This is a genomic window from Sporosarcina sp. So3-204, assembly GCF_058068165.1.
This window is the reverse complement of the sequence record NZ_CM176485.1, coordinates 210,556-226,249: the sequence shown is the minus strand read 5'-3', so window position 1 is coordinate 226,249 and position 15,694 is coordinate 210,556. Positions and strand designations below refer to the sequence as shown.

The 15,694-nt window shown below is 37.9% G+C and carries 18 protein-coding genes; 7 read left to right on the top strand and 11 right to left on the bottom strand.

The annotated features are described in order from the left end of the window. From AC3RV6_RS01135 to AC3RV6_RS01115, 5 genes are all read right to left on the bottom strand, one after another. Positions 1–828, bottom strand: coding sequence for an undecaprenyl-diphosphate phosphatase (locus tag AC3RV6_RS01135; RefSeq protein ID WP_489747650.1), 828 nt, complete (start codon positions 826–828; stop codon positions 1–3). A 6-nt stretch (positions 829–834) separates the two neighbouring features. After that, positions 835–1,446 (bottom strand): DedA family protein, encoded by a 612-nt coding sequence (locus tag AC3RV6_RS01130; protein WP_489747649.1) that lies wholly within the window; start codon positions 1,444–1,446, stop codon positions 835–837. A 508-nt stretch (positions 1,447–1,954) separates the two neighbouring features. Next, entirely contained in the window at positions 1,955–3,577 is a 1,623-nt protein-coding gene (locus tag AC3RV6_RS01125) for a long-chain fatty acid--CoA ligase (protein ID WP_489747648.1), read from the bottom strand. Between the two features lie 138 nt (positions 3,578–3,715). Beyond that, entirely contained in the window at positions 3,716–4,864 is a 1,149-nt protein-coding gene (locus AC3RV6_RS01120; protein ID WP_489747647.1) for an acyl-CoA dehydrogenase family protein, read from the bottom strand. 15 nt (positions 4,865–4,879) lie between these two features. Continuing rightward, positions 4,880–6,001, bottom strand: coding sequence for a thiolase family protein (locus AC3RV6_RS01115; RefSeq protein ID WP_489747646.1), 1,122 nt, complete (start codon positions 5,999–6,001; stop codon positions 4,880–4,882). A gap of 189 nt (positions 6,002–6,190) precedes the next feature. Here AC3RV6_RS01115 and AC3RV6_RS01110 point away from each other — a divergent pair, with 189 nt between their 5' ends. The 5 genes from AC3RV6_RS01110 (at position 6,191) to AC3RV6_RS01090 (ending at position 9,638) form a co-directional block, all read left to right on the top strand. Next, positions 6,191–6,541: a lmo0954 family membrane protein gene (locus tag AC3RV6_RS01110; RefSeq protein ID WP_489747645.1), complete on the top strand. Its 351-nt coding sequence runs from the start codon at positions 6,191–6,193 to the stop codon at positions 6,539–6,541. Between the two features lie 15 nt (positions 6,542–6,556). Further along, positions 6,557–7,195, top strand: coding sequence for a PspA/IM30 family protein (locus AC3RV6_RS01105; protein ID WP_489747644.1), 639 nt, complete (start codon positions 6,557–6,559; stop codon positions 7,193–7,195). Positions 7,196–7,277: 82 nt separating this feature from the next. After that, positions 7,278–7,979 carry a cell wall-active antibiotics response protein LiaF gene (gene liaF, locus AC3RV6_RS01100; RefSeq protein WP_489747643.1) on the top strand — a complete coding sequence of 234 codons (702 nt, stop codon included), beginning with the start codon at positions 7,278–7,280 and terminating at the stop codon, positions 7,977–7,979. Further along, on the top strand, positions 7,976–9,031 hold the full coding sequence (locus AC3RV6_RS01095; RefSeq protein ID WP_489747642.1) for a sensor histidine kinase: 1,056 nt from the start codon (positions 7,976–7,978) through the stop codon (positions 9,029–9,031). Before liaF ends, AC3RV6_RS01095 begins: the two co-directional genes overlap by 4 nt. Continuing rightward, on the top strand, positions 9,006–9,638 hold the full coding sequence (locus tag AC3RV6_RS01090) for a response regulator (RefSeq protein WP_489747641.1): 633 nt from the start codon (positions 9,006–9,008) through the stop codon (positions 9,636–9,638). The genes AC3RV6_RS01095 and AC3RV6_RS01090 overlap by 26 nt, the downstream gene beginning before the upstream one ends. Positions 9,639–9,785: 147 nt before the next feature. Here AC3RV6_RS01090 and AC3RV6_RS01085 read toward each other — a convergent pair whose 3' ends face one another. The 6 genes from AC3RV6_RS01085 to AC3RV6_RS01060 all read right to left on the bottom strand — a co-directional run bounded on the left by AC3RV6_RS01085 (position 9,786) and on the right by AC3RV6_RS01060 (position 14,515). After that, positions 9,786–10,001 (bottom strand): hypothetical protein, encoded by a 216-nt coding sequence (locus AC3RV6_RS01085; protein WP_489747640.1) that lies wholly within the window; start codon positions 9,999–10,001, stop codon positions 9,786–9,788. A 226-nt stretch (positions 10,002–10,227) separates the two neighbouring features. Then, positions 10,228–10,440: a hypothetical protein gene (locus tag AC3RV6_RS01080; protein ID WP_489747639.1), complete on the bottom strand. Its 213-nt coding sequence runs from the start codon at positions 10,438–10,440 to the stop codon at positions 10,228–10,230. Between the two features lie 107 nt (positions 10,441–10,547). Next, positions 10,548–12,803, bottom strand: a complete 2,256-nt coding sequence (locus AC3RV6_RS01075; RefSeq protein ID WP_489747638.1) for a sensor histidine kinase — start codon at positions 12,801–12,803, stop codon at positions 10,548–10,550. After that, positions 12,800–12,979: a hypothetical protein gene (locus AC3RV6_RS01070; RefSeq protein WP_489747637.1), complete on the bottom strand. Its 180-nt coding sequence runs from the start codon at positions 12,977–12,979 to the stop codon at positions 12,800–12,802. The genes AC3RV6_RS01075 and AC3RV6_RS01070 overlap by 4 nt, the downstream gene beginning before the upstream one ends. Then, entirely contained in the window at positions 12,957–13,649 is a 693-nt protein-coding gene (locus AC3RV6_RS01065) for a response regulator transcription factor (protein WP_489747636.1), read from the bottom strand. Before AC3RV6_RS01065 ends, AC3RV6_RS01070 begins: the two co-directional genes overlap by 23 nt. A gap of 272 nt (positions 13,650–13,921) precedes the next feature. Next, complete coding sequence (locus AC3RV6_RS01060) at positions 13,922–14,515, bottom strand: DUF1836 domain-containing protein (protein ID WP_489747635.1); 594 nt, start codon at positions 14,513–14,515, stop codon at positions 13,922–13,924. A gap of 138 nt (positions 14,516–14,653) precedes the next feature. On the opposite strand from AC3RV6_RS01060, the gene trhA reads away from it, so the two are divergent. Together trhA and AC3RV6_RS01050 are read left to right on the top strand one after the other, a co-directional pair. Beyond that, positions 14,654–15,301, top strand: a complete 648-nt coding sequence (trhA, locus tag AC3RV6_RS01055; protein WP_489747634.1) for a PAQR family membrane homeostasis protein TrhA — start codon at positions 14,654–14,656, stop codon at positions 15,299–15,301. A gap of 131 nt (positions 15,302–15,432) precedes the next feature. Continuing rightward, on the top strand, positions 15,433–15,663 hold the full coding sequence (locus AC3RV6_RS01050) for an excisionase family DNA-binding protein (protein ID WP_489747633.1): 231 nt from the start codon (positions 15,433–15,435) through the stop codon (positions 15,661–15,663). Positions 15,664–15,694: the final 31 nt, after the last annotated feature.

Sequence of the window (15,694 nt, the reverse complement as noted above, 5' to 3'; positions counted from 1 at the left end):
TTACATATAAATGATAACGGCCAAAACGGCTGCTAGAACAAGTCTATAAATCGCAAACGGCATTAACTTAATCTTCGAAATTAGTTTTAAGAAGAAACGAATTGAAATTAGTGCAAATACAAAAGCACTAATGAATCCTACAATATAAAATGATAAATCATCCATAGATAGATATTCCCAGTTCTTCAAAATTGAAACGAGGCTCGCACCCATCATAATCGGTACTGCCATGATGAAAGTAAAATCAGCCGCTGTACGGTGATTCATACCGAAAAGGACACCACCTGAAATCGTTGCACCCGAACGTGAAAATCCTGGCCAAAGCGACAAACATTGTACAAGTCCAACCGTAAACGCTTGTCGGTATGTAATTTGATCCAACGTCGTCACTTTTGGGTTTTTCGGTCCTAATTTATCCGCAGCAATCATGAGAATTGCACCTGCAACAAGTGCATAAATAACTGTTTCTGTTCCAAATAGATGTTCATCGATTAAATCCTTAAATGCAAATCCAAGAATGACCGCTGGCAACATACCAACAATTACATGAGCTAAATTGAAACGAGAACTCGTTTTGGCACCATCAATCTTATAAAGACCCACAAGACTAAAGAGTCGTTTCCAAAACACAACAATTACCGCCAAAATCGAACCCAATTGAATGAGAATCATAAATGTAAATTTAGACCTCGCGCCTAAAAATTCCTCTATTTGCAACCACATATCATCTACAATAATGAGATGACCTGTTGAAGATACAGGCGCAAACTCTGTCATACCCTCAACGAATCCAAGTATAAGTGCTTTAATTAATTCTAATAAGTCCATAAGTTATTATGCTCTCCTTCTGCGGAAACGAATGTACAAAATACATGCTACGATTCCACCCAATGCTATTATCGTGTACGCAATACTTGAATATACATTCATATAATCCACAATCATTGTCCAGTTCTCACCGACTGCTACACCTATCGTAACAAGTACTGTATTCCAAATTAAACTACCAATCAACGTAAGAAAAAGAAATAATGGAATGTTCATGTTAGACATACCAGCTGGAACAGATATAAGACTTCTTACTAGCGGTATAAGCCGACAAAAGAAGACGGTCCAAGGTCCATATCGATCAAACCAAGCATCAGCACGGTGAATATCTTTCCTAGTTAGTCGAAATATAGTCCCCCATCGATCAACTAGCCTCTCAAGCCTTTTAACGTCTAATAAAAGGCCAACACAATATAAAACCATAGCACCAATCACGGAACCCAAAGTCGACGCCACGATGACACCAAGCTTTGTCATGGATGTATATGTTGTCATAAATCCACCGAAAGTCAAAATAACTTCTGATGGTATTGGCGGAAAGACATTTTCAATCGTAATTAATAAGAAAACACCAAAATAGCCAAACTGCTCCATAAATTCCGTTATCCAATTTTCCACGCTATGCCTCCAGTTAACTATAAGTCTACTAAATAATAGCCTGTAACTCAAGACGATACTGTTCCCAAAAAAGTTGCGAGTCACTGACTACAATTTACGTAGAAAAGAATAATATTATACCTAATCTTTTACTAACACAACTATATTTGTGGATATCTTTAAGTTATGAGAAGTTATACTCATTTTCCGTGCACAGTTTATAGTGATTGTGGACAATTTCAGAAAAGTTTGTTTACTTATACACATATATGTTATTATTATCCTTTTCCTTTAAATTGAGATTTAGTTATCCACAAGTTCATTGTTTGTACTCAAAAACAAATTACTAACGTAATGAGATAGTAAAGGAATAATTAGAACAAAAAAAGCGATTTTCCATTCTAAATCGAACGGAAAATCGCTTTCGGACATCCTTTATTAATAAAATTTTAATGCGTGTTTTCAGCAACCTTGCATAAAAAAGTGTTATCTAAGTTAATTCAATTGAATTTTATATTTCCTAAAAAAACTATGCCTCTTGGTAATACTCGTTTAATTCACTCCGCAACGCCCTCTTCAGAAACTTTCCAACAGATGTTTTCGGTAATTCATTCAAGAAGATAATATCGTCCGGAAGCCACCATTTCGCAAATTGCCCCTCTAAATAGGTTAACAATTCTTTTTTCATATCTTCATCACCTGTTTGTCCTTCATTTAGAACAACACAAGCCAGGGGACGTTCTTGCCATTTCTCATGTGGTAATGCAATTACCGCAGCTTCAAATACGGCATCATGTGTCATGAGCGCATTTTCTAAGTCTACTGACGAAATCCATTCTCCGCCACTCTTTATCAAGTCCGCTGTACGATCCATCAATTTGAGATACCCATTATCTGTCATTACAGCAATGTCACCGGTATAAAGCCATCCATCTTTAAATGCCGAAGCGGTACGTTCGTCCTTATAATACTCACTTGCAACCCAAGGTCCGCGAACAATTAGCTCACCCATCGTTTTTCCGTCCCACGGTACTTCACCGTCCTCATTAACAATGCGAACTTCTAGTCCCGGCATTGGTAGTCCTTGAAGTGCACGAATGTCGATTTTTTCATCCATAGTCAAATCTTCCATTCCAGACGTATACACTGAGAGACTGACAAGCGGCGATGTTTCTGTTAATCCATAACCAACAATAAATGGCACACCGTACTTCTCCTCAAATGCTCGTATCAAGCCCTTCGGCGAAGCAGACCCTCCGCAAATAATCGCACGCAATGAAGACAAATCACGCGGACCTTGTTCTAGCGCTTTCAATACCGCGAGCCAAATTGTCGGAACACCCGCTGTCACGGTTACTTTTTCTTGCTCAATTAAATCTAAGATTAACGCTGGATCAAACCCAGGTCCCGGTAATACTTGTGTCGTGCCAAAGAAAACAGATGCAAACGGTATTCCCCATGCGTTAACATGGAACATCGGAACAATTGGCATCGCAACATCGCTTTCACGCAAGCCCATTGCATCAGAAAGTCCTAGCGCAAAACTATGGAGAACAATTCCGCGATGCGTATAGACGACACCTTTTGGGTTTCCAGTAGTCGCAGACGTATAACACATCCCTGCAGGTGTATTTTCATCAAGATCTTCAGGAAATTCAAAAGTATCTGATGCCTCTTCTAGTAACGCTTCGTAAGAATAGACATTTTCAAGTGCTGTCTCCGGTACTTCTTTACTATCACCCATAATGACATAATGTTTGACAGTTTTCAGCATTGGAGCTAGCTGCGCTAGATGCGGAAACAGACTATCATCTACCAATAAAATTTCATCTTCTGCATGGTTGATGACATAAGCAATATGTTCAGGCGATAAGCGGATATTGATCATATGAAGAATTGCACCCGTACTTGGTACGCCGAAATAAGCCTCCAAATGACGGTGATGATTCCAACCGAATGTTCCAACCTTTGTGCCGTGTACCATGCCAAGTTGCGTTAAAGCATCCGCCAGTTTTCGCGTTCGTTTCGCAAATTCACGATAGGGAATACGATGAATTGTATCCTCAGCTGTTCTAGATATAATTAGTTTGTTCGGAAAAAATTGCTCTGCTCTTTTGATGAAGGACGATAATATTAATGGTGTTTGCATCATAATAATCCATCTCCTTTTTTATCAATCAATTAGCGTAATCCTACTTTAATAATTAATAACAACCGAGACTAGTCCCATATGAAAAGACATATGGCTTCTGACGATACTATGCGACGAACCGCATGCTTATGACTTAACCTACATCCCCATTCCCTTCGCAATAATCACTTTCATGATCTCGTTTGTGCCTGCGTATATCGAAGCAACAGGGATATCCCTATAACGTCTTGCAATCTTGTATTCTTCCATATATCCATAACCGCCGTAGAGTTGCATACAATCAACTGATATTTCTCTTGCCGTCTCCGTCAACCAATACTTCGCCATCGATACTTTCGTAACGACATCTTTACCTGCAATATGGTCTTCTATAAGAGATTCTAGAAATGCTTTTCCAAGTTCGACTTTTGTAGCTATTTCTGCAATTTTGAACTGTGTGTTTTGAAATGAACTAACCGGTTTGCCAAATGCAACGCGTGATTTAACATAATCAAGCGTCATTTCAAGCATATCTTCCGAAGCAATTTGTGCAGCAATTGCTACGACGAGTCTTTCTTGTTGTAAATTCTTCATTAAGTAATGAAAACCTTTACCTTCTTCCCCTATTAAATTAGCAACTGGGACTCGGCAGTCTTCAAAAAATAGTTCAGCTGTATCTTGCGCATGCAAACCAACTTTACTCAGTTTTTGTCCTTTATTAAAACCCGGTGTTCCTTCCTCAAACATAATTAAACTTATGCCACGATGTCCGGGCTCTGCCTGAGGATTTGTTTTCACAACAACAAGTGATAAATTGCCGTTAATACCATTTGTAATAAAAGTTTTTTGACCGTTCACAATATAATGGTTACCATCTTTAATAGCAGTCGTTTTTATATTTGCCAAATCTGATCCAGTGCCAGGTTCCGTCATAGCAATAGACGTAATATAATCTGCATTTATACAGCCAGCTAACCAACGTTCTTTCTGTTCATTTGTTCCGTACGACTCGATATAAGGTACAACAATATCATTATGCAAACTAACACCGACCAGACTAGTACCCACACGTTCCATCTCTTCACCAATAATGACGCCGTAACTAAAGTCTAATCCGAGTCCACCGTGTTTTTCATCGACTTGCGGACATAAAAAACCCATTGCCCCGAGCTTTTTCCAAAAAGCAATTGGAATAATACGTTCTTTTTCCCATTTTTCGTAATTAGGTACGGCCTCTTTCTCGAGAAACTTTCGGAGTGATTGACGGAACATAATATGTTCATCGCTTTCAAATCTGTATCTTTTCAAAGCATCCCCTCCTAGTTAGATACGTTCGATAATGGTTGCGTTTGCCATACCCATTCCTTCACAAATCGCTAGAAGACCATAACGTCCACCGGTCCGCTTTAATTCATACATCATGGATATGAGAAGTTTTGTTCCTGTAGCACCAAGTGGATGACCTAGTGCAATGGCGCCGCCGTTTGGGTTTAACTTCAATGGATCTGCTCCTGTTTCGTTTAACCATGCAAGCGGAACTGGCGCAAATGCTTCATTCACTTCATACGTATCCATATCCTCAATCGTTAAGCCGGCCTTTTCCAATACTTTCCGTGTTGCTTCAATCGGGCCCGTCAACATCAAGGTCGGATCAGATCCAACGACTGTTCTGGCAATCACTTTTGCAATCGGCTTTAACCCAAGTTCATCTGCTTTTTCACGCGACATGAGCAATACCGCAGAGGCACCATCGCTCATTTGACTTGCATTACCTGCTGTTATCACACCATTTTCATCGAATACTGTGCGAAGTCCAGCAAGAATTTCCTCTGTTGAATCAGGACGCGGCCCTTCATCTTGTGAAACTTCTCCAACAGATACAATTTCACTATGAAACTTACCTGAATCTATCGCTCTCACTGCACGTCTATGACTTTCAACTGCGTAACGATCAAGCTCTTCACGTGAAAAACTCCACTTTTCAGCAATACCTTCTGCTGAAAGTCCTTGATTGATAATCTTATGTTGCTCCGTTAGTTTAGGACTCAACAACGCTTCACCCAAATTTGAAAACATCGGTGACCTCGTCATACTTTCAACACCACCCGCGATGACGATGTCCATATCTCCTGATAAAATTGCTTGAGAAGCAAAATGGACAGCCTGCTGACTAGAACCACATTGTCGGTCAATCGTTACTCCTGGTACGTGTACGGGAAATCCTGCAATTAAAGCCGCGGTTCGTGCAATATTACCGCCTTGTTCACCCGATTGCGTCACACAACCTAATACAACATCTTCAATTACCCCTTTATCGATACCTACCCTGTCGACAAGCTCACTTAGAACAATTGCCACAAGTTCATCAGGTCTATAACTTGAAAACGCTCCTTTTGCTCGTCCGATTGCCGTACGCACACCTTCTACAATAACAACTTCCCTCACATACACACCCCATTCCCTGAATAAACAGATATTTTATGATATTACTAGCTTACATGAAACAAACTAGAAATTCCAATTCGACTTACTTCAATTTCAGCCTAAAGTCGTAGAAGAAAATCCACACTACGCCCGTTTGGACAAGCAACAATTTATTATAAGATTAAGTTACAAAAGAAGGGAGGAATAAAAATGAAAAAATTTGGTTTAGTACTACTAGGGGTTATTGCTGCGATTGTCTTCCTTGCGAATCTTGGCTCTTTACTTGGACTTGGATTTTCGGCTCTTGTCACATACGCAGGTTTTCACTATTTCAGAAAAACAAACTCTACTCTTAAGAAATGCTTCTGGGGTGCTGTCATGCTCATTGGTTTGTTCACAGCTATTTCTAACGTCCCCGCTTTCTTCGGCATCATTGCGTTCATAGGTGTTTTATTCGTGTGGCGTAAATGGAACGAAGCGAAAGGAGATCATATAATTTCATCAACTGAAAACGATCCATTTTTAAACTTTGAAAAAGAGTGGAGCAATATCAAAAGATAAAGAGGAGGAACTCAAATGAACGCACTTTGGAACAGATTCAAATACTCGGTACAAGCAGACCTTCACACATTATTCGACAAAAAGGAAAGCAAGAACCCAATTGCGATGCTCAATCAATACATTCGCGAAGCAGAAAAACAAACGGAGTCAATCGGGAAGTTACTAGAACGCCAATCGAAATTAACAAACGAACTTCAGAAAGAATTAACTGAAGCAAAAGAAATGGCAAACAAACGACGTAGCCAACTCGATCTTGCAATTACTGCTGGTGAAGATGACCTCGTTGCATTCGCTCAGGATGAAATTACTGCATATGATACACGAGCAAATTCACTTATTAATAGCATTGAAGAAACAACGAATGAACTACTGTCACTTGAACGTAAATTCGAAGAAATGAAACATAAAGTGAAAGATATGAAAGTCCGTCAACTTCAATTAATGGGTAAAGAAAATGTTACTCGTGCCCACCACCGTATGGATAAAGTTATTTCTCCAGAAGAAGCAGAGAGTAGACTTGCAACAGTTAGTGAAATGAACGAATATATCCAAAATCTTGGGGGTAAAATTGACCGAGAATATGAAATCTCTTCAATGGAGCGTCGTCTAGAATCGCTTAAAACACCTAGTGTAAAAGAAACCAGTATCGTGTAAACTAGTATTTAAGAGGAAGGCACTCGCCTTCCTCTAATTAATTCACTAAAAATTTCCCGACATCAAGAAGGAGGTATATATAATGAAAAAAAATGATACTAATAAAATGGCGTTTGGAGGATTTCTATTTTTGCTCCTTGTTTTTACAGAATCATTTTTCTTTGGAAATGGTAGTTTTATATTCGTCCTTCTTGGTGCCGGACTTGTTTACTTGGGATTACGCCGAAGATCGAAACTCTTATTTATACCCGGATTACTTTTTATTTTAATCGCTTTATTTAATTTATGGAGTTTACGTCTTTTCATTTTCGGCGTTGTTTTGTACATCCTCATAGCATTGTGGAGAGGTGTACCCGCGGACAATATTATGCGTCCGGTACGTGAATTTCGTCAAGATACGCCGAATGGTATTTGGAAGAATAAATTATTTTCCATTCAATCATCTCCTTTCTCATCATACGAGTGGGAGGATATTCACATTCAAGGTATATTCGGCGACATTCATATTGATGTCACAGACACAGTGCTTCCAAAAGGTACTTCTTTAATTTCTGTTAGACAAGGTATCGGAAAAGTGAAGATTGTTTTGCCGTACGAAATTCCTGTCCGCATTCATTACACGACTTTATACGGCGAAGCCAACCTGTTTGGTACTTATCAAAAAAGACTTGTAAACGAATTTCTTCATATGAAAGAAGGCTACCCTGCTCAATCCGAACAGAACACAGAACTAATTATCACTCTATCCACATGGCTAGGAGATGTTGAGGTGATTAGAAAATGAAAGCAATTTTAAGAAGGGGATTCTTCTTCACTTTTTTGCTTCTTTTCATAGCCGTTGGATACATCTATTTGCTTGTTGATTTACCAATTCAAGAGCTTTGGTTTACTTTTTATAACCTGGAATTCTATAGATTTCCAAACATTCCTCTTGGTTGGTGGATTTTAAATACAATCTTGATACTTGCTTGGAGCATTGCTATTTGGACGAGTTTTCTTGGACGTTCAAAAGAAAAATCAATTGAGAAAAAGATTACTGGTCTAGTTAATCAAGAAGAAAATGTATATGCTCGTAAAAAGTTTTCTCCTCGTATCGATAGAGCACTCGATTCGGTTTCTAACGTACTCGTTACACAGCGTAAAAGTTTACAAAGAATTACAGACGAGCGGGCCGAAACACAAGATCAGCTTATTCAAGAACGTATTGTTCAAGAAAGGCAACGACTTGCACGTGAACTGCATGATTCAGTTTCACAGCAATTATTCGCTGCTTCAATGCTATTATCTGCATTAACCGAGCGCAATGAAAATAGTGAGTTGCAAAAACCAATTCTTCAAGTCGAGCGCATCGTCCAACAAGCACAATTGGAAATGCGCGCCTTGTTACTTCACTTACGTCCTGCTGCATTGAATAACAAGTCGCTGAAAGAAGGACTCGAAGAACTGCTCGTAGAATTAAAAGAAAAAGTGTTGTTTGACATCCGCTATCGTTTGGAGGAAGTATCCTTATCCAAAGGGGCTGAGGATCATTTATTTAGAATCGCGCAAGAAACGTTATCAAATACACTTCGCCACGCACAAGCAACTGAGGTCGATGTTTTATTTGTTGAACGCGACGGGCTTGCAATTTTCCGTGTGCAAGACAATGGAATTGGATTTAAGGAAAAAGATAGTCAAGGAGGTTCTTATGGACTTCAAAATGTTCAAGAACGTGCAATTGAAGTAGGTGGGACATGCAAAATTGTCTCAGTACCTTCGCAAGGAACCATTGTTGAAGTGAAATTACCTACGCTAAAAGAGGAGGCGTCAAATGATACGAATTCTACTTGTGGATGATCATGAAATGGTTCGCATCGGTGTTTCTGCATATTTACAAGTACAACCTGACATGGAAGTTGTCGGCGAAGCAGTAAATGGACGGGAAGCTGTTGGAAAAGCGCTTGAGTTACGTCCAGATATTATTTTAATGGACATGGTCATGCCTGAGATGGACGGTGCTGAAGCAACAGCCGCTATTATTAAAGAATGGCCAGAAGCAAAAGTCGTCATTGTCACCAGTTTTTTGGATGATGATAAAGTTTACCCTGCGCTTGAAGCGGGCGCAATCAGCTATATATTAAAAACGTCAAATGCAAAAAGGATTGCAGGGGCAATTCGAGAAACATTAAAAGGTCAAACAGTGTTAGAACCTGAAGTAACAACAAAAATGATGCAAAAAATGCGTACAAATAATGTGCGTCTACCTCACGAAGACTTAACAGAACGGGAACTCCAGGTATTGTTGCTTCTATCTAAAGGAAAATCAAATCAAGATATTGCGGATGATTTGTTTATAGCATTGAAAACCGTGAAAACGCATGTCAGTAATTTATTGTCTAAATTAGAAGTACAAGACAGAACGCAGGCAGTTATTTATGCTTTTAATCATGAGCTAGTAAGATGAAAAATAAAAAAAGCAGCTGTTCAAAACCTATTGGAATGAGGTTTTGATTAGCTGCTTTTCTGTTCTATTTTTATTTCATCATCTTTGACATTGGATATGTTTTTTGTAGTAAGCTTGAGGAAAATCCCCGTTAGAGAACGCTTACATTCAACATGACCTTTTTTTATTTTCACTAAATGCTGATGGTATATGAATAAATTGTTTGTTATGTTCATGCCTCTGGAATACTTCTGTCGCTGATGCACTTGACTCAGATGGGTCTGATAGGGGTAAATCATGAAGCTTTCCACAGGGTTTTAGGTTAACGCCATAATTAGGAGCAAAATCTGTTTCATTTGGGTATCTTCCGCTTCGCTTTTTCATATATCAATCAACTCTCCTTTTAGTTCAATTTTCAGTACTTGTGTATACATGTTTCATATTATTGTATTTAGTAATAATAAAAAAACCAATGTCATTATAGATGATACTTAATCATACCATTTTTCAGACAACTCCACAAGATAAATTTAATTTATATTTCATTCTACAGTTTATTACCTAAAAAAAAGAAGCAGCCACTAACTTAAGCCGCTTCTTTCCTGAATCATTAATCTTTTTTCGCATCTTTATTTTCACCAAATGCAGATTTTTTATGCTCATCGTCTGTATTGGTTTCGTTCTCCCGAAAGACTTTTGTAGAGTTGGATTCTGATGGATCAGAAAGTGGTAATTCATCTAAATTTGTACCTTCTTTTGTATATCTATCAACATTCGGTTCAAAGTCTGCTTTATTTGGGTATTTGCTATTATGTTTTTCCATAGTTTGCAACACTCCTTCTCGTTCACTCTTACTTTACCCTTTTAATATATGTTTAAAACATAAAATGATTCGATCCACTCCATATGAGCAGAACGAACCGTTTCATTTTAGTATGTTAAAGGCACAGTCACAGTTACTTTGAATAAATCACCATCTACTTCAATTTTCATCTCACCATTATGCATATCAACAATTGACTGCGCAATAGCAAGCCCCAACCCTGAACCTTCTGTATGGCGTGATGTATCCGCTCGTTTAAATCGTTCAAACAGTTCATCCGTATTTTCACCAAGCTCATATTTGGTCACATTTTTCACAACAAACTCAGCATTGCTACCCAATGCGCGAAGCGTTATATACACACGTGTACCTGGTAAGGTGTACTTAATGGCATTTACGATTAAATTATCAAGCATACGCCACCACCGTTTTCCGTCTATATGTGCAACGAGTGCATTGTCGGGTAGACTCACACGAAAGTCGAGTTCTGACGCTGTAATTTCCTCTTCATGTTCGGCTAATGCTTGTTGAAGAAGCTGTGTTAAATCAACACGTTGTTTATTCAACTCCAAGTTCCCACTTGCCATTTTCGATACTTCAAATAAATCCTCGATTAGCGTTTTTAGACGTTGTGATTTCATATCCAATATATCAACATATTTCATACGTTCTTCTACCGGAAGTTCAGCATTTTTCAATAAATCCGTGTACGTAATAATTGAAGTAAGCGGTGTACGAAGATCATGACTTACATTCGTAATAAGCTCTGTTTTGAGTCGTTCACTTTTCGCTTGTTCACTCATTGAACTGCGTACCCCTTCACGAAGATTATTTAGGTTCTTCGCATGTTCTGCAAGGGGCGACTTCCCTTCAATTTTAATTTCATCATGAAGTCGTCCTGCCGCCATTTGTTCAGTTGCGATCATAATTCGATTTAAGTATGCAGCTCGCTTAACAAAAATGTAGAGTATTGGTAATCCAAAGAATAACACGCAGAACATATAAATAATTACATTATACGGATGGAAGAACATCACCACAAACCCGATACCTGCTAGAAAGAAACCGATAAGTAATAAAAACATTTGAGTACCAATCTTTTTATTCAAAAACATATCTCGAATAGCTATGAGAAAACGTATTGAATAACTATCTTTAATGTCCTGCTCAAGTAATCCTTTATGCTTCCATCTCTCGACAATATTGACGAGCTGGAAAGCAATGAAAACGATAGCAATTGCTAACGCCACAAAAGTAAAAATTCGATCCGTCCAAATTCCTGCGTAATAATTATTGTAAAAGAATGCAGATTGTGCACTTGAAAGAATAAGCTCAATAGCAATAAATAAAGAAATGAACAATAGCGCTGCTTTCACATCAATCTTCAATTTATCGTACCTTACAGTAAATCTCGTATTCGTCACCCATTCCTTTTTAAAACGAAGGACCTTGAATAATGCAATTGCCGACAGTAGACCAAGTATCCAAAGAATGTACGAAGTATATTTCATGTTATTATAGTTCTTCACCATACCGCCTAAGTAACCTGACTTTAAAGCTGTGTTCGGTATGACAACTACACCTTCAAATGTTCGCACTGTATTTTTTATTGAAGATAATTCACCTTCCATTGACTCGAAAGCGACTTCTGAAAATGGGGAATCCACGGTAGAAGCCCAAGTGTTTTCACCATAGTTATTGTCAGACCAATATGAATCATAGTTTTCCCGATAGATTGAATTCGCCCTAAATAAACCATCATTATTGTTAAATTGTTTTTTATAAGCGGCCGGTAGTAGATCCACGTCACCCTTCGAGAATATTTCTCCGGTTTCAGTGTCGACAAAATGATACGAAATGGGAAAGTTTTGTGAAGTAGCGCCTATATTATCTGCTATATAATGATCAATTGCTACAGCTTTTCTCGCACGAATTTTCTTTTCAACATGGTCATCGCTTTCAAAGTTTTTTTGTATGTCAGCCACTTTTGCATCTCGTTCTTTAACTAATGTTTCTTTTAATATTTCATTTTTTGCATCTTCAGCTTCATTAATACGTCCTTCATATTGATTTTGAATATTACTAATCTGGTCTGATAACATGCCATATTGACTTCTATGCTCTTCAATTTCATCTTGCGTAACTATAATACCTTTCTTTGCCTCATCTGCGTCAATAGGGTTCAGTACGAATGCCCCGACATTATCATAAAAAATAGATATTTCTCTTTTAAAATCATCAGTGTCAACAAATTTTTTACCAACCAACTGTGGTCCATTTTGTATGAGGGATGGGATTCCAATTAAAAGGAGTGCAGCGAGACATGCCCATATAAATAGCTGGTATCGATTATTCTTCATCATGCAGTTCCCCCTTTAATGATGCGTGTGAAATAGGCAATAGCTCGGGTTGATCGCTCCCACCCACCATTCATTATTTCAATTAAATGAGTAAAACAGTACCCAATACTTATTCCTGCAATAATGAGCGCAATTATTGAGCCAATGAAGGCTTGCTCATTTTTCGATTTTGTAGCCAACGCCCCACACCACCTTTATATATCTTGGATTTTTTGGATCTGCCTCAATTTTTTCTCGAATTTTACGAATATGAACTGCTACAATATTTTCGGCGTTATATGCTTCCTCTTTCCAAACTCTTTCATATATTTCATTAATGGAGAATACGCGTCCTGCATTTTTCATCAGTAGTTCAGTAATTTTATATTCAATAGGCGTTAGTTTAACCGCAATACCTTCAACCGTTATTTCTTTCGCATCTTCATCAAGTTCGAGTCCATCAACAACAACATTTCGCTGTTGCCCATCATACGTACCAAATTGAACATAACGACGAAGTTGCGATTTCACACGCGCCATTAATTCCATCGGATGAAATGGTTTCGTCACATAATCATCTGCGCCTACAGACAAACCATGAATTTTATCAGAATCCTCCGCCTTGGCACTCAACATGATGATCGGAATATTCAAGTCTTCTCTAATTTTGAAAGTTGTCGTAATCCCATCCATATTTGGCATCATAATATCGAGAATGAGGAGATGGACTTCATTCGTTTCGAGAAGTTCTAACGCCTCTTTCCCATCTGCCGATTTTATCACGTTATATCCATCATTTTTTAAATAAATTTCGATTCCGTCACGGATTTCCTGATCATCATCAGCTACGAGTACTGTGAATTTAGCCATCATCCGCACCTCACTTTCTCTTATGATACTTATTATAGCGCTTGAATCTTAATATTTACCTATCGCAATTATGAAGAAATTCTTAAGATTACTGTTTGGTTTTATAGAAAAGTCATTTGAAATAGCAAATAATTTCTAACCACAGCCTCGCTCAGAATATAAAAAATGCCATCAAGTGCTAAACTTTGATGACATTTCTCTTTTTCTTTAAGAGTGGTTAAACTAGGGTGAAAACTACGTATGAGACAACGAGAACGATTAATCCTCTCAATTTATGCGTCTTTATCCAAGACTTCTTCCTCTAGCCCTATCCCATCTACCAACTTCTCCGCAGCTCTTCTATAGAAATTACTCATATTAACTAGAGAAGCAATCATTAGTGTGCGCTCCAATTCAGTCGCGTTTGCATCTCCGATTTTTTCAATCTCTTCTTGTACTTCTACCATTTTAAGCTCGAAGTCTTTTTTAAATACGTCTGCATTTTTATGATAGAGCAATAAATAACTTTCATAGAAGCTTCCCAAGTCAAACGCTTCGTTTGCTACGTTGTCATTAAGATGGCTGAGCGTCACTTTAATATCATTAATTGATAGTGCACCTTTTAACTGATAAATTAAATTGATTAACATGATATGTTCTTTAGAATACTTCTTGCTTTGTAACGGAAAGAATAGTTTTCCTTTTGCGTAGTTGTTAACCATCGTTTTCGTCAATATCTTTTCTTTCGGATTCCTCTTTGTTTCATTGAAACTGTTTTCAAATAGTTCTATGACTTGGTCTATGTATAAGTCCATTTTTGGAATATCATCGGTAGCAATATTATTTTCTAATGCAAGGCTATGCACAAGTTCATTTATTGTTTTCATTTTAAACCCCTCAATTCATTAGTTTGTGTAAGTAATTTTACATTAACATCCATGTATAGTAAACCTTGACCACACAAATGAATAGTAGTATTATATTAAGTAGTTAACTAAACCACCAAAGGTAATAGGAGGATTAATATGAAAAATTACGTTAGAGAACCATTCAATGCTTTCTCGCACTTGGTTGGTGCGGTACTTTCATTTAACGGACTCCTCGCCATGGTCATAAAAGCTTCAATATCTGGCGCTTCTGCATTGCATATTGCTGCCGTCATTATTTTCGGAATCAGCTTGTTACTACTTTACTCCGCATCAACGATTTACCATATGGCTGTTACAAATGATAAAGCAATCGCTTTCTTAAGAAAGCTTGACCACTCAATGATTTATGCTTTAATCGCAGGATCATATGCGCCATACTGTTTAATCGCTTTGAACGGCACCACAGGATGGCTTGTTTTTTCTATTGTTAGTATAGCTGCAGTAAGTGGAATCCTATTTAAAATGGTTTGGTTCAATTGTCCAAGATGGCTTTCAACAGCACTTTATATCGTACTTGGTTGGGTCATTGTTTTCGCTATCGTTCCACTGTCCTCCGTTTTAGGTATTGGCGGATTATCACTATTAATTGCTGGTGGTGCTATGTATACGATTGGCGGCATAATTTACGCAATTAAGCCGAAGTTCTTAGAATTAAAGCATTTAGGGTTCCATGAAATCTTTCATTTATTTATACTAGCTGGAAGTTTAGCTCACTTCTGTTCTGTATATTTCTATGTATTATAAAAATCCACGGTTTTTTCCGTGGATTTTCTTTGTTTATGATTTAGCCATGCGACACACATCTATACTCATAGTCCTGAACCGTATATACTAACCATAGGGTATATGTACTTTGGAAAATAGGAGGAATACGTATGTATATTACAATTCCAGAAGCAGCCGAACACCTCAGTATGCCAGTTGAGCAAATTCACAAATATGTCGTCGAAGGTCGCATTCGCTCAGTTTATGATGGTGAGCAATATTTAATAAATAAAAATCAATTCGGTCTTTACTTCGAACAACTTGAAGCGTTAAAAAAGCAAATTGAAGACTACCAAAATGAACCGATGCCACCTGACCGTGATATTAAAGATGAAGATTAAAAGTAAATAGCGACAAAAAAGCGATTCCACT

Bases quoted from the DNA above. Each gene is read 5' to 3' on its own strand.
- AC3RV6_RS01135 (WP_489747650.1), bottom strand. From the start codon at position 828: ATGGACTTATTAGAATTAATTAAAGCACTTATACTTGGATTCGTTGAG.
- AC3RV6_RS01125 (WP_489747648.1), bottom strand. From the start codon at position 3,577: ATGATGCAAACACCATTAATATTATCGTCCTTCATCAAAAGAGCAGAG.
- AC3RV6_RS01110 (WP_489747645.1), top strand. From the start codon at position 6,191: ATGAAAAAATTTGGTTTAGTACTACTAGGGGTTATTGCTGCGATTGTC.
- AC3RV6_RS01105 (WP_489747644.1), top strand. From the start codon at position 6,557: ATGAACGCACTTTGGAACAGATTCAAATACTCGGTACAAGCAGACCTT.
- liaF (WP_489747643.1), top strand. From the start codon at position 7,278: ATGAAAAAAAATGATACTAATAAAATGGCGTTTGGAGGATTTCTATTT.
- AC3RV6_RS01095 (WP_489747642.1), top strand. From the start codon at position 7,976: ATGAAAGCAATTTTAAGAAGGGGATTCTTCTTCACTTTTTTGCTTCTT.
- AC3RV6_RS01090 (WP_489747641.1), top strand. From the start codon at position 9,006: ATGATACGAATTCTACTTGTGGATGATCATGAAATGGTTCGCATCGGT.
- AC3RV6_RS01085 (WP_489747640.1), bottom strand. From the start codon at position 10,001: ATGAAAAAGCGAAGCGGAAGATACCCAAATGAAACAGATTTTGCTCCT.
- AC3RV6_RS01080 (WP_489747639.1), bottom strand. From the start codon at position 10,440: ATGGAAAAACATAATAGCAAATACCCAAATAAAGCAGACTTTGAACCG.
- AC3RV6_RS01075 (WP_489747638.1), bottom strand. From the start codon at position 12,803: ATGATGAAGAATAATCGATACCAGCTATTTATATGGGCATGTCTCGCT.
- AC3RV6_RS01065 (WP_489747636.1), bottom strand. From the start codon at position 13,649: ATGGCTAAATTCACAGTACTCGTAGCTGATGATGATCAGGAAATCCGT.
- AC3RV6_RS01060 (WP_489747635.1), bottom strand. From the start codon at position 14,515: ATGAAAACAATAAATGAACTTGTGCATAGCCTTGCATTAGAAAATAAT.
- trhA (WP_489747634.1), top strand. From the start codon at position 14,654: ATGAAAAATTACGTTAGAGAACCATTCAATGCTTTCTCGCACTTGGTT.
- AC3RV6_RS01050 (WP_489747633.1), top strand. From the start codon at position 15,433: ATGTATATTACAATTCCAGAAGCAGCCGAACACCTCAGTATGCCAGTT.